The organism is Paraburkholderia kururiensis (genome assembly GCF_034424375.1).
Classification (GTDB): Bacteria; Pseudomonadota; Gammaproteobacteria; order Burkholderiales; family Burkholderiaceae; genus Paraburkholderia; species Paraburkholderia kururiensis_A.
The window spans coordinates 4,669,440-4,681,893 of the sequence record NZ_CP139965.1; the positions used below are offsets into that span (position 1 = coordinate 4,669,440).

Below are 12,454 nucleotides of genomic sequence, written 5' to 3' on the forward strand. Positions count from 1 at the left end.
CGGCCAGTCAGGCACGGCTGTTAAGGCACGGCCAGTCAGGCAACGAGCTTCGACGATTCGCCCACATCGAGTGGCGCATCGCGGTGCCGCACGATAACGTTTGCTTCTTTCGCAAGACGCGCGGCGAGCGTCTCTGCGATGAATACCGAGCGATGCTGACCGCCCGTGCAGCCGATGGCGACGGTGAGGTAGCTGCGATTGTCCTCGCTGAAGCGCGGCAGCCACTTCACGAGGAACGCGTGGATGTCGTCGATCATTTCCCGCACGACGGGCAACGCGTTGAGGTAATCGATGACGGGCTGGTCCAGGCCGGTCAGCGGACGCAGCTCACGGTCGTAATACGGATTCGGCAGGGTGCGCACGTCGAACACGAAGTCCGCATCGAGCGGCACACCGCGTTTGAAACCGAACGACTCGAAGGTGAGCGCGAGACTGCTGCGTTCCTGCTCGACGAAGCGTTTCACCCAGGCGCGCAGCGCATTCGCGCGCAGATTGCTCGTATCGATCCGATGGCCGAATTCGGCCAGCCCCGCAACCAGTTCCCGTTCGTGCTCGATCGCTTCCTCGAGCGACGTGAGCAATCCGACGTCGGCGTCATGCAACGTGGAACCCGAGAGCGGGTGGCGTCGACGCGTTTCCGAGAACCGCTGGATCAGCGACTGCGTGCTGGCATTCAGGAACAGCACGCGAACATCGTGCTGGCGCGATAGGTCGCGGATCATCGCGGGCATTTCGTCGAGCGAAGCACTCGAACGGGCGTCGATGGCTACCGCGAGCTGCTCCTGGCCGTCGCTCGCTAGGTAGGCGGCGAGCTGCGGGAGAAAACGCGGCGGCAGATTATCGACGCAGTAATACCCCGCGTCTTCGAGCGCGTTCAACGCAACAGACTTGCCGGAGCCGGAGATGCCGGTGATCAGGATAATGCGCATGGGAGTGGGGAAACGGTTCGTTTCATCATAGCATCTGCCCCGCGCGCCTGCCCGGCCGGCGCGGCGCTACATCAGCTTGCCGGGGAACTGGCTGTCCGGGTCCTGCATGGCGAGGCGCTGGCGGTCCATGAAGTCGCGCAGCGTGTCGATGCCGCGCAGTTGCAGGATCGTGTTGCGCACGGCGGCTTCCACCAGCACCGCCAGGTTGCGGCCAGCGGCAACCTGAATCGTGACCTTGCTGATGGGCAGGCCGAGCACGTCGACCGTCTGGCTCTCCAGCGGCAGACGCTGAAATTCGCCGTCGGGGCGGCGCACCAGCTGGACGATCAGCTTCAGCTTCATTTTGCGACGCACCGCCGTTTCACCGAAGATCGTCTTGATGTCGAGCAGGCCGAGGCCGCGTACTTCGAGCAGATTCTGCAGCAGCGGCGGGCAGCGGCCTTCCACGAAGTCGGGGCCGAGCCGCACGAAGTCGACGGCGTCGTCTGCCACGAGCCCGTGGCCGCGGCTGATCAGCTCGAGGCCCAGTTCGCTTTTGCCGAGGCCCGAGTCGCCCGTGAGCAGCACGCCCATACCGAGGATGTCGAGGAATACGCCGTGCAGCGTGGCGCGCGGCGCGAGGATGCGCGACATGTAGAGGCGCAGGCTGTCGATTACCGCGGCCGCCGACATCGGCGTGGTGAAAAGCGGCGTGGACGAGCGGGTACAGCGCAGCACGAGTTCCGGCGGCGCGGCGACACCGCCGGCCACGACCAGGAACGGCGGCTCGAGGGCGATCAGCTCGGCCATGTGCCGCGAGCGGTCTTCGTCGGTCTGGCGCTGGTAGTAATTGACCTCCGCCTCGCCCAGCACCTGAATGCGGTTCGGGTGAATCAGGTTCAGGTGGCCCACGAGGTCGGCGCTCGATGTCGCGTTCACCACCGTTTCGGCCGAGAAACCGCGTTCCCAGCCTTCATGCCCCGTCAGCCAGCTGAGCTTCAGCGTGGCGGCGTTGTCGTCGAAGATGCTTTGGGCGTTGATGCTGGAGGTGTCCATGAATCCAAGACTCCAAGGTGGGCCGCTCGTCCGGCGTTCCGGAGCGAGGCTGCCCGGTGGGCGCATCGGATGGGGCGTACCTCAGCCGTGTTGCGCGGAGTGCGGCGTCGGGGGGAGAGCGGTCTTTCGCCGGGCGGGCCGGCCGCGATACGTCAAGGTTGCCACTGGGTGAGCAGGCGATGCAATGCTTCGCGGTCTTCTTCAGTGTGCAGACGCTCGCGCGTTTCCCGGTCCGAGAGCAACTGGGCGATTTCCGAGAGGATTTCCAGGTGTTGCTGCGTGGCCTGCTCCGGTACGAGCAGGAAGATCAGCAGCGAGACGGGCTGACCGTCCGGCGCCTCGAATGGAATGGGCGCCGCGAGGCGGACGAAGGCGGCGAGCGGCTGCTTGAGGCCCTTGATCCGTCCGTGCGGAATGGCCACGCCTTCACCGAGGCCAGTGGAGCCGAGGCGTTCGCGCGCAAACAGATTGTCGGTGACCGTGCTGCGGGCGATGCCGTTCTGGTTTTCGAAGATCAGGCCCGCTTGCTCGAAGACGCGTTTCTTGCTGGTGACGGAGAGTCCGACGACGACGTTCTCGAGTGGAAGAATTTTGGCTAAACGATTCATGTTGGCAGGCGAAAACGTGGCCTGGATGCTGCTCGCCGCGGCGGGTGATGGATATTCCATGTCTGACAGGATGCTCACGGCGAAGTGCGGCGAAGCCCTTTTTTGACAGGACTCCGGCGGAAATGCCCCGAAAGTGACCGAAACATTATAGAACAAGCATACATCGGCATGGTGCGATGCGCCATGCATTCCACCAGGGGCCGAAACCTGGTACTCTGCGCGGTCTTTTCGTTTGCGGTCATGGTGAACTCATGAAAAAACCGCCCGGTTTCGGGCGGTTTTTTCTGGTAGCCAGCCGGCCTTGCCGCAGCGGCATGTGCCGTGCCGCACTAACCTTATTGCGGCGGAACTTCGACGGGCGGCGTGGTGGCTTGATGCTTGATGGCCTCGTGCTGATGCCCCTGAACGCGGTCCTTGTGGCGCACGACCTGCCGGTCCAGCTTGTCGATCATGACGTCGATAGCCGCATACAGATCGCCGTTTGCACTTTCGATGAAGATGTCTTTGCCCTTCAGATGAAGACTGATTTCAACCTTCTGTCTCTTGTCCTTTTCCCTATGATTGTCGACCGAGAGGACCACATTGCCATCGATTACCTGATCGAAATGTCTTAGCACCCTGTCCAGTTTGGTGATCACGTATTCTCGCAACGCTGGCGTTACTTCGAGATGGTGTCCACTGATCTTCAGATTCATCGTGCTTCTCCAGGCTGATGGCCGCCGTGCGCGTTCGAATGCGGCGATACCGGTCGACTGCTGTCCGATTTACGCCGTCTCCCCGAGACTGACTACGGACGGGCCGCATCGGCCGGCCATCCCCGCCAACAGCGACGCGGCCGGAAAACGCCCGTCGCGGTAAGCAACGGGCTAAAGAGACTTGCGCAGGTTGACCGCTGGAATCTTGAGCGCCTCGCGATACTTCGCCACTGTGCGGCGCGCCACCACGAAGCCCTGTTCCGCCAGCAGTTCGGCTATGCGGCTGTCTGAGAGAGGGGATTTCGGGTTCTCTGCTCCTATCAGTTGCTTGATGAGCGCGCGTATGGCCGTTGATGAGGCCGCGCCTCCCGTATCCGTCGAAACGTGCGATCCAAAGAAGTACTTAAATTCAAGCGTCCCAAATGGGGTGAGCATGTACTTGCCGGTTGTCACACGCGAGACAGTTGACTCGTGTAAGCCCAGCGTATCAGCTATTTCCCGCAAAACCAAGGGGCGCATGGCAATTTCGCCGTGCACAAAAAAGTTCTTCTGACGCTCCACAATAGCCTGCGCAACACGCAGGATTGTTTCGAAGCGCTGCTGAATATTTTTGATCAACCAGCGCGCTTCCTGCAGTTGCTGGCGCAACGAGCCGCTGCCTGGGTCGCCGCGGTTGTTGCGCAGAATGTTCGCGTACAGATGATTGATGCGCAGCTTCGGCACCACCTCGGGATTCAGTTCGGCATGCCATCCTTGTGCGGTTTTCTTCACGATCACGTCGGGCACGACGTAGTCGGCCTCGGCCTTGCCGTAAGCAGCACCAGGGAATGGTTCGAGCGAGCGGATCAGTGCATGGGCATCGCGTAGTTCGTCGTCGCTTGCCTTCAGATGTTTGCGCAGACGCGTGAAGTCGCGTGCCGCCAGCAACTCGAGATGGTGCGCGACGATTTCGAGCGCGAGCGTGCGCGTGGGCGACGGATCGAGCCGAAGCAATTGCAGCTTCAGACATTCCGATGCCGAACGCGCACCGACGCCGGGTGGGTCGAAGCTTTGCAGCAACGCGAGGGCCGCGTTCAATTCGTCGGCGTCCACTTCAAGCTCGGCCGGCATGTCGGCGAGGATTTCTTCACACGTTGCGGTGAGATAACCTTCGTCGTCGAGCGATTCGATGAGGAACGTGATGAGCGCACGGTCACGCTGGCTTGCCTGCGTGACGCGCAACTGCGCCATCAGATAGTCGCGCAGCGACGTGCTGGATTCGTGGATCTGCAGCGGTGGGAGGTCGTCGTCGTCGGATGCCGTGCCGGAGCGGCCATAGTCGTCGAGATTCCACTGCGACGCGTCGCCGTTGGCATCGCCGGCAAGGCCGTTGTATTCGTCGACGCTCGCCGGTTCGCCGCTTTCCGAACTCTCTGCCGAGGACGACGAAGAGGGTGCCGCGGACATCGGCTCGGGCGCCGAAGACGTGGGCGTTTGCGCGATCACGGAGCCGTCCGCTGCCACCCGCAAGGGGCTGGCGATCCAGTCGTCTTCGTTTTCGAGGAGGGGGTTCTGCGCGATCGCCGTCGCGACTTCCTGCTGCAATTCGAGCGTAGACAGCTGCAGCAGCCGGATGGACTGTTGCAGTTGAGGGGTCAGCGCAAGATGCTGCGACAGGCGAAGTTGGAGGCTGGCTTTCATGGCAATTTGAGATTCATTGTAAAGAGTTTGCCACGACCGCGATACCCGGCGACATACGCGAAAACGCGTGCCCAGATCTGGTGCGGCTGCGAGCGCGGCGCACGGCCGGCGAACGTAAGAATTGCTGCGCGCTGGCGCGCGGCGCATTCAACGCTAAAGGAGCGGGCCGGGTGGCGGCCTCGCGGAGAGCAAGCCGGCTGCGTGGCGTGTCGCCGTGCGCCGGTGCGTCTTGATGAAGCAGGTGGCAGAGCGAGCGCGGCGTAAGCGCTCGCTCTGCTGCCGTCCTGTGCCTACATGCGGAAGTGCTCGCCCAGATAAACGCGGCGCACGCTTTCGTTTTCGATGATGTCGCCCGGCGCGCCTGCTGCTAGCACGCTTCCGTCGCTGATGATGTACGCGTGGTCGCAGATGCCCAGCGTTTCGCGAACGTTGTGGTCCGTGATCAGCACGCCGATATTGCGCTGCTTCAGGAACTTCACGATCTTCTGAATTTCGAGCACCGCGATCGGGTCCACGCCCGCGAACGGTTCGTCGAGCAGAATGAAGGCCGGGTCCGTGGCGAGTGCGCGCGCAATTTCCACGCGTCGCCGCTCGCCGCCCGAGAGCGATAGCGCCGGGTTCTCGCGCAGATGCCCGATCTGCAACTCGTCGAGCAGCGCTTCCGTGCGCTCAGTGATCGCTTCCTTCGAGAGCCGCTTGCCAGCGCCGTCATGCTGAAGCTCGAGCACCGCGCGAATGTTCTGCTCGACGGTAAGCTTGCGAAATACCGACGCTTCCTGCGGCAGATACGACAGCCCGAGCGACGCGCGCTTATGGATGGGCAACAGGCTGATGGATTGGCCGTTCAGGTCGATCTCGCCGGCGTCGAGCGGCACGAGGCCCACGATCATATAGAACGACGTGGTCTTGCCCGCGCCGTTCGGGCCGAGCAGACCGACCACCTCGCCGCTCTTCACGTCGAGCGATACGTCTTTCACGACCGTGCGCGAGCCGTACCGCTTCTTGAGGTTGCGTACGACGAGCGAACTGCTGGTGCCCGCAGGCTGGCGGTTATGAAGGGGGCTCGCGTTCACTGCGGTGTTCCCTTCAACTGCGTCGACGGCACGAGCGTAGCGGAAGCGCCCGTGAGCGGTGCGGCACCGCCGTTACGCGGCGACAGCATGGCGCGCACGCGTCCTGTCGGATTGCCGGGGCCGGCCACGTCCTTGCCCGACTTCGCAGTATAGAAATCGTTCTGGCCGTCGTAGGTGATCACGCTGCCGTGCACCTGGTCCATCACCGTGGAGAGACCTTGCAGGCGGCGCACGGTTGCGCGCGTCGTGAGCGTGGTGAGGTCCTGCTTGCCGTCGTAGTCGATGCGCTCGGCGTCGCCGTCGATGTATTCGTCCACGCCGTCGCGCTTCTGGCGGAAGTACGCGAGGTTGTTGCCCGTCGACGTGCCCGTGGCGTACTGGTAGCCCTGCGGATCCTGATGTACCTCCACACGGTCGGCCTTGATCACGATCGTGCCTTTCGTGGCCACCACATGCCCTGTGAAGATGGTGACCTGCTTGAGGTCGTCGTACGTCATGTTGTCCGATTCGATGTTGAGCGGCTTGTCCTTGTCGGCGCGCTCGGCGTGTGCCGCGGGCACCACGCCGACGAGCGCGAGCACGAACGTCAGTGCCGCCAGCGCGGCAAAGCCGGTGCGGCGGACGCCGCCGGCCGCGCGATGGCCGGCTTCGAAACAGGGTAACGAGTGGTTCATGCAGTCGTGCCTGGAATGGATGACCCGGGCTGTCAGGAGGAGCCGCCGGAGTCGACCGGAGCAATCGAGCCGCGGACGTTGCCGAACAGCTGGATCACCCGGGTGACATTGTTGTAGTTCATGCCGTTGGTGGCCGTCATGACCGACTGGCCGCGCTGAAGTTTAACCGGCTTTTCAGTCAGGATCACATCGTCGTTGACCAGCACGCGGAAATGCTCGGAATCGGCCTGCATCTGCGGGTCGCCGGCGCCCGGGGCGCGCACGATGCGTGCGTGGTCGTACATGTCCACGATCGACGCGTCGCCGTTCACCGTACCGCGCTCCGCCGTGGCCGTGACGATCGGCTTGCCCGGCTGGAACGCGCGCACGGCCGGACTCGTGAGATCGCTGTTCTCGTCGTCTTCGTAATGGACGAGATGCGTGGCCGTGAGCCGGTATTGCGTGGCGCCCGACTGATCGAGTTCGGACACCGAGAAGTTGTCGGCGAAATAGTCCGGCGTGTGCGTCTTCGGGCGTTGTACGCTTTCGTTCGGCCGCGGCAGCGTTGCCTGCAGCAGCCACCATGTGATGCCGGCGAGCGCGGCCATGGCGACGACGGGAATCAGCGAGGTCCAGCGAAACGGCGCGTTCATTCGTGTGCCGCTCCGCAGGCGGCCGCCAGCATCGCTTCATAGCGATGCTGGGCGCGCAGCAGCGCGTCGCACACCTCGCGCACGGCGCCGTGACCGCCCCGCGCTTCGCTCACCCAGTGTGCGCGTGCAATCACTTCGGGGTGCGCGTTCGCGGGCGCGGCAACGAAGCCGCAGCGGAGCATCACCGCGAGGTCGGGCCAGTCGTCGCCCATGTAGCCGCAGTCCTCAGGCGGGATGCCCGTCTCTTTCAGCAGCCTGGCGAACGCCGTGAGCTTGTCTTCGATGCCTTGATGCACGTGCGTGATCTTGAGTTCCTCGGCACGGGACGCCACGATGCCCGAACGCCGCCCCGTGATGATGGCCGTTTCGATGCCGGCGCGCTGCAGCAGCTTGAGGCCGTGGCCGTCCATCGAGTTGAACGACTTCATGGTGTCGCCGTTCGCGGTGAACATCAGACTGCCGTCGGTGAGCACGCCGTCCACGTCGAAAATCATCAGCCGCACACGGCTGGCGCGTTCGGTGGCGGTAAGGGCGGAGACGGCCATCAGATCACCTTCTTCGAGAACAGATCGTGCATGTTGAGTGCGCCGATGAGCTTGCCGGCTTCATCGACCACGAGCATCTGATTGATCCGGTGGCGCTCCATCAGTTCCACGGCTTCCACGGCAAGGCGGTCGGCCGCGATGGTGCGCGGGCTGTGCGTCATGACCGAACCGATCGGCAGATCGCGGAAGTCGCCCACGCGTTCCAGCACGCGCCGCAGGTCGCCGTCCGTGAAAATGCCGAGCACGCGGTCCGTGTCGTCCACGATGGCCGTCATGCCCATGCGCTTGGCCGTGAGCTGGAACAGCGCATCGCGCACGGTGGCGCTTTGCGGCACCTTCGGAATCTGGTCGCCCGTGCGCATCACGTCGTGCACGTAGGTGAGCAGACGCCGGCCGAGCGCGCCGCCCGGATGCGAGCGGGCAAAGTCGTCGGCGCCGAAGCCGCGGGCGTCGAGCACGGCGACCGCGAGCGCATCGCCCAGCGCAAGCGCGGCCGTGGTGCTGGCCGTGGGCGCGAGATTGAGCGGGCAGGCTTCTTTCGATACCCCGGAGTTCAGGTGCACGTCGGCGAGCTTCGCGAGACTCGAACCCGGGCGGCCGGTTATGGCGATGAGCTTCGCGCCCAGCCGCTTGATGAGCGGCAAGATCGCGATCAACTCTTCGGATTCCCCTGAGTTGGACATCGCAATAAAGACATCGTCGGCAGTTACCATGCCGAGGTCGCCGTGGCTCGCTTCGGCGGGATGCACGAAGAACGCCGGCGTGCCGGTGGAGGCAAGCGTTGCCGCGAGTTTGCGCGCGATATGGCCTGACTTGCCGATGCCCGAAACGACCACGCGGCCACGGCAGCTGAGGATGAAATCGACCGCACCGACGAAGCCTTCGTCGAGCTGGTCGCGAAGCGAGCGCACGGCGTCAGCTTCGATGTCGAGCACGTCGCGAGCGAGCGCGAGTGCCCGATCGCCATTGATTTTCGCTATCATTCGCGGAGTATAGCAAAGGCGTTTGTTCGCCGCGCCGCGCGCCGACCGCGCGGCCGCTGCCTTCGCCGGCCGCTCGACCTTGTTGCGCCTGGGTCCCGCCGCAAGGCGTCCATGCCGCCGCGCAACGGTTCCGCTGACGAACGAGGACGCTTTTCACGATGATCTCCCCGCTGGAAATGACGCTGTTTCTGCTGCTGGCCTCAGTGGCGGGCGTCGTTCTCTTCCGTTATCTGAATCTGCCACCCATGCTCGGCTACCTCTCGGTCGGCATCGTGGTGGGCCCGCACGCCTTCGGTATCGTCCCGGATTCGCACGGCGCGCAGAACCTCGCCGAGTTCGGCGTGGTGTTCCTGATGTTTTCGATCGGGCTCGAGTTTTCGCTGGCGAAGCTGCGCTCCATGCGGCGCGCCGTGTTCGGGCTCGGCTTGCTGCAGGTGCTCGCGACCATTGCGATTGCCGTAGTGGTGGGCTTGGCGCTCGAGCGCTGGGTGCATATCACCTGGGAAGGGTGCGTCGCGCTGGGCGGCGCCATTGCGATGTCGTCCACGGCGATCGTGAGCAAGATGCTCGCGGAGCGGCTCGAACTGGAGTCCGCGCACGGCCGCAACATCATGGGCGTGCTGTTGTTCCAGGATCTGGCCGTGGTGCCGCTTCTCATCGTCATTGCCGCGTTCGGCGGCGGCTCGGCTTCGCTGGTGGAGTCGCTCGGGCTTGCCGCGGTGAAGATCGTGGTGGCGCTCGCGCTGCTGCTGATCGTCGGTCAGCGTTTCATGACGCGCTGGTTCAACGTGGTGGCGCGGCGGCGCTCGCAGGAACTGTTCGTGCTGAACCTGCTGCTTGTCACGCTCGGCGCGGCGTTCATCACGGACAAGTTCGGCCTCTCGCTCGCGCTGGGCGCCTTCATTGCCGGCATGCTGATTTCGGAGACGCCGTACCGGCATCAGGTGGAAGAAGACATCAAGCCGTTTCGCGACGTGCTGCTCGGGCTCTTCTTCGTGACTACCGGCATGCTGCTGGACCCGCGCGTGATCTGGGAGCATCCGTTGCTCGTGTTCGGCTTCCTGATCGTGCCGATGCTGCTGAAGGCGGTCATCATCACGGGGCTCGCGCGGCTCTTCGGCGCGCTGCCCGGCGTGGCGATGCGCACGGGGCTCGGGCTCGCGCAGGCCGGCGAATTCGGCTTCGTGCTGCTCAATCTGATACTCGACAAGCATCTCGTGGACGCCACGCTGCTGCAGGCCATCCTCGCCGCGATGCTGCTCTCGATGCTTGCTGCGCCGTTCGTCATCCAGAACGCCGACCGCATCGTGCTCAGGCTTTCGTCTACGGAATGGATGCAGCAGTCGTTGCAGATGACGCGCATCGCCACGCAAAGCCTCAAGCAGAGTGGGCACGTCATCATCTGCGGCTATGGACGGTCCGGCCAGAACCTCGCGCGCATGCTGGAACACGAGGGGCTCTCGTACGTCGCGCTCGACCTCGATCCCGACCGCGTGACGGCCGCTGCGGCGGCGGGCGAGTCGGTGGTGTTCGGCGACGCGGCCCGTCGTGAATCGCTCGTGGCCGCGGGCGTGCATCGCGCGGCGGCCATCGCGATCACCTACGCGAACACGCCTTCGGCGCTGCGCGTGCTGCACAACATCCACGAACTCGAACCGACGCTGCCCGTCATCGTGCGCACCGTCGACGACTCCGATCTCGAAAAGCTGCTCGCCTCGGGTGCGACCGAGGTGATTCCCGAGATCGTCGAAGGCAGCCTGATGCTGGCGTCGCACACGCTCGTGGTGATGGGCGTGCCGATGCGGCGCGTGGTGCGGCGGGTCGAGGAAATGCGCGATCAGCGCTACAGCCTGCTGCGCGGCTACTTCCACGGTGCCGACGACGCGGACGTGGACGACGGTCACGAGCAGGTGCGGCTACAATCGGTGCCGATCGACGCGAAGGCCGACGCCGTGGGCCGCACGCTCGCCGAGCTGGGCCTCGCGGACATGGGCGTCGAAGTGACGGCGATCCGCAGGCACGGCATTCGCGGCGTGGAACCCGACCCGTCGACGAAGCTGCGGGCGAGCGACATCGTCGTGCTGCGAGGATTACCCGAGCAACTGGCCGAAGCGGAAGAGCGCCTTTCGCGGCGGGGCCGGGCCGCCGCAGCCTGACAGCACGCATGCAGTCGCCGGAAACATCGCGAGCCGCCGTTGCCGGCGCTTCGAGCCGGCGCGGCACGCTGCCGGCGCGCCTTTGGCACCCGAACACTCACCATTGAATTGATCCACCGGGAGACATCATGTCCCAAGCGCCCGCGAACGCGCGGCTCGACGCAGCCCAGTTCGTCAAAGACCAGATCCGCACGGTGCCCGACTGGCCCCAGCCCGGCGTGCAGTTTCGCGACATCACGCCGCTTTTGCAGAGCGCAAAGGCGCTGCGCGTGCTGATCGACCTGTTCGTGCAGCGTTATATCGACGCGCGGCTCGACTACGTTGCCGGGCTGGACGCGCGCGGCTTCATCATCGGGCCGATTCTCGCGTACGAGCTGAACCTGGGCTTCATTCCCATTCGCAAGGTGGGCAAGCTGCCGTACCGCACGGTGTCGGAGTCGTATCAGCTCGAATACGGCGCGGCGACCGTGGAGATTCACGAGGACGCGTGCGGCGCGGGCGACCGCATCGTGATCGTGGACGACCTGATTGCGACCGGCGGCACGATGATGGCCGGCAAGAAGCTGCTGGAGCGGCTGGGCGCCGTGGTGGTGGAGGGCGCCGCGATCATCGATTTGCCTGACCTGGGCGGCTCGCAGCTCTTGCGTGCCGCCGGCCTGCCGCTCTACACCGTGACCGAATTCGGCGGCCACTGAGTTACCCGGCCGGGTTCGATCGGGTTACCGATTGAGCCCCGGCTGGTTCGCTGACGCGGGCGGTTCTGTTGCCTGCAGTTCATCCCCACCGCAATCGCTGCCGCCATCGGCCCGACGCTACGATCATGCCCAACTTCCTGCTCTTTCTCGCCACCTCGATCGCCATCACGCTGGCGCCCGGCCCCGACAACCTCCAGGTGCTGGCGCGCGGCATCTCGCAGGGCCGTGCGGCCGGGCTCGTCGCTGCTCTCGGTTTTGCGGCGGGCGTGACGTTCCACACCACGCTTGCGGCGCTGGGCGTTGCGGCGGTGCTGCGCTCGTCTCCGGTGGCGTTTCAGGTCATCAAGCTCGCGGGCGCCGCGTATCTGGTCTGGATCGGCATCAAGGCGCTGCGCAGCCAGGGGCTCGCCACGGCACACGAGCGGCCGCGCCAACCGCTCGCCACGATCTTCCGGCAGAGCGTGCTCGGCAACATGCTGAATCCGAAAGTGACGCTCTTCTTCGTGGTGTTCCTGCCGCAGTTCGTGGACATGCACGGCGCGCAGAGCGTCACGCTGCAAATGCTCGAACTCGGCGCGCTCTTCATGTTGCAGACCGTGGTGGTGTTCTCGGCGTTCGGCGTCTGCGCGGGCATGATCGGCACGTGGCTCAAACGCCGGCCACGCGTGGGCGTGTGGCTCGATCGCGTGGCGGGCGCCACTTTCATCGCGATCGGCATTCGCGTCGCGTTGCGCGACTGAGCAGGAGGT

13 protein-coding genes are annotated in these 12,454 nt (G+C 64.6%); 3 read left to right on the plus strand and 10 right to left on the minus strand.

Annotation, left to right across the window (positions count from 1 at the left end; translation table 11 throughout):
- Window positions 1-35: 35 nt before the first annotated feature.
- From rapZ to kdsD, 10 genes are all read right to left on the minus strand, one after another.
- Window positions 36-929 carry an RNase adapter RapZ gene (gene rapZ, locus U0042_RS21015; protein WP_114809310.1) on the minus strand — a complete coding sequence of 298 codons (894 nt, stop codon included), beginning with the start codon at window positions 927-929 and terminating at the stop codon, window positions 36-38.
- Window positions 930-995: 66 nt separating this feature from the next.
- A complete protein-coding gene (hprK, locus tag U0042_RS21020) occupies window positions 996-1,964 on the minus strand; it encodes an HPr(Ser) kinase/phosphatase (RefSeq protein ID WP_017772650.1) in 969 nt (322 codons plus the stop codon).
- Window positions 1,965-2,116: 152 nt separating this feature from the next.
- The gene (gene ptsN, locus U0042_RS21025) at window positions 2,117-2,632 is read right to left on the minus strand and encodes a PTS IIA-like nitrogen regulatory protein PtsN (protein ID WP_017772651.1); all 516 of its coding nucleotides are present in this window, start codon (window positions 2,630-2,632) and stop codon (window positions 2,117-2,119) included.
- A 275-nt stretch (window positions 2,633-2,907) separates the two neighbouring features.
- Window positions 2,908-3,267: a ribosome hibernation-promoting factor, HPF/YfiA family gene (hpf, locus tag U0042_RS21030; RefSeq protein WP_114809309.1), complete on the minus strand. Its 360-nt coding sequence runs from the start codon at window positions 3,265-3,267 to the stop codon at window positions 2,908-2,910.
- A 171-nt stretch (window positions 3,268-3,438) separates the two neighbouring features.
- Window positions 3,439-4,947 carry an RNA polymerase factor sigma-54 gene (locus U0042_RS21035; RefSeq protein ID WP_114809308.1) on the minus strand — a complete coding sequence of 503 codons (1,509 nt, stop codon included), beginning with the start codon at window positions 4,945-4,947 and terminating at the stop codon, window positions 3,439-3,441.
- A gap of 290 nt (window positions 4,948-5,237) precedes the next feature.
- The gene (gene lptB / locus U0042_RS21040) at window positions 5,238-6,020 is read right to left on the minus strand and encodes an LPS export ABC transporter ATP-binding protein (protein WP_114809307.1); all 783 of its coding nucleotides are present in this window, start codon (window positions 6,018-6,020) and stop codon (window positions 5,238-5,240) included.
- Window positions 6,017-6,694, minus strand: a complete 678-nt coding sequence (gene lptA / locus U0042_RS21045) for a lipopolysaccharide transport periplasmic protein LptA (RefSeq protein WP_114809306.1) — start codon at window positions 6,692-6,694, stop codon at window positions 6,017-6,019. The genes lptB and lptA overlap by 4 nt, the downstream gene beginning before the upstream one ends.
- Before the next feature lie 32 nt (window positions 6,695-6,726).
- Window positions 6,727-7,326 (minus strand): LPS export ABC transporter periplasmic protein LptC, encoded by a 600-nt coding sequence (gene lptC / locus U0042_RS21050; RefSeq protein ID WP_114809305.1) that lies wholly within the window; start codon window positions 7,324-7,326, stop codon window positions 6,727-6,729.
- Window positions 7,323-7,871 (minus strand): KdsC family phosphatase, encoded by a 549-nt coding sequence (locus tag U0042_RS21055; protein WP_114809304.1) that lies wholly within the window; start codon window positions 7,869-7,871, stop codon window positions 7,323-7,325. Before U0042_RS21055 ends, lptC begins: the two co-directional genes overlap by 4 nt.
- Complete coding sequence (gene kdsD / locus U0042_RS21060) at window positions 7,871-8,854, minus strand: arabinose 5-phosphate isomerase KdsD (protein WP_114809303.1); 984 nt, start codon at window positions 8,852-8,854, stop codon at window positions 7,871-7,873. Before kdsD ends, U0042_RS21055 begins: the two co-directional genes overlap by 1 nt.
- A gap of 158 nt (window positions 8,855-9,012) precedes the next feature.
- Here kdsD and U0042_RS21065 point away from each other — a divergent pair, with 158 nt between their 5' ends.
- From U0042_RS21065 to U0042_RS21075, 3 genes are all read left to right on the plus strand, one after another.
- Window positions 9,013-11,010: a cation:proton antiporter gene (locus tag U0042_RS21065; protein ID WP_114809302.1), complete on the plus strand. Its 1,998-nt coding sequence runs from the start codon at window positions 9,013-9,015 to the stop codon at window positions 11,008-11,010.
- Window positions 11,011-11,138: 128 nt separating this feature from the next.
- A complete protein-coding gene (locus tag U0042_RS21070; RefSeq protein WP_114809301.1) occupies window positions 11,139-11,705 on the plus strand; it encodes an adenine phosphoribosyltransferase in 567 nt (188 codons plus the stop codon).
- Between the two features lie 125 nt (window positions 11,706-11,830).
- The gene (locus U0042_RS21075) at window positions 11,831-12,445 is read left to right on the plus strand and encodes a LysE family translocator (RefSeq protein WP_114809300.1); all 615 of its coding nucleotides are present in this window, start codon (window positions 11,831-11,833) and stop codon (window positions 12,443-12,445) included.
- Window positions 12,446-12,454: the final 9 nt, after the last annotated feature.

Coding starts and splice junctions, on each gene's coding strand:
- rapZ (WP_114809310.1), bottom strand. CDS start 929: ATGCGCATTATCCTGATCACCGGCATCTCCGGCTCCGGCAAGTCTGTT.
- hpf (WP_114809309.1), bottom strand. CDS start 3,267: ATGAATCTGAAGATCAGTGGACACCATCTCGAAGTAACGCCAGCGTTG.
- U0042_RS21075 (WP_114809300.1), top strand. CDS start 11,831: ATGCCCAACTTCCTGCTCTTTCTCGCCACCTCGATCGCCATCACGCTG.
- U0042_RS21070 (WP_114809301.1), top strand. CDS start 11,139: ATGTCCCAAGCGCCCGCGAACGCGCGGCTCGACGCAGCCCAGTTCGTC.
- U0042_RS21035 (WP_114809308.1), bottom strand. CDS start 4,947: ATGAAAGCCAGCCTCCAACTTCGCCTGTCGCAGCATCTTGCGCTGACC.
- lptC (WP_114809305.1), bottom strand. CDS start 7,326: ATGAACGCGCCGTTTCGCTGGACCTCGCTGATTCCCGTCGTCGCCATG.
- hprK (WP_017772650.1), bottom strand. CDS start 1,964: ATGGACACCTCCAGCATCAACGCCCAAAGCATCTTCGACGACAACGCC.
- ptsN (WP_017772651.1), bottom strand. CDS start 2,632: ATGGAATATCCATCACCCGCCGCGGCGAGCAGCATCCAGGCCACGTTT.
- U0042_RS21065 (WP_114809302.1), top strand. CDS start 9,013: ATGATCTCCCCGCTGGAAATGACGCTGTTTCTGCTGCTGGCCTCAGTG.
- lptA (WP_114809306.1), bottom strand. CDS start 6,694: ATGAACCACTCGTTACCCTGTTTCGAAGCCGGCCATCGCGCGGCCGGC.
- kdsD (WP_114809303.1), bottom strand. CDS start 8,854: ATGATAGCGAAAATCAATGGCGATCGGGCACTCGCGCTCGCTCGCGAC.
- U0042_RS21055 (WP_114809304.1), bottom strand. CDS start 7,871: ATGGCCGTCTCCGCCCTTACCGCCACCGAACGCGCCAGCCGTGTGCGG.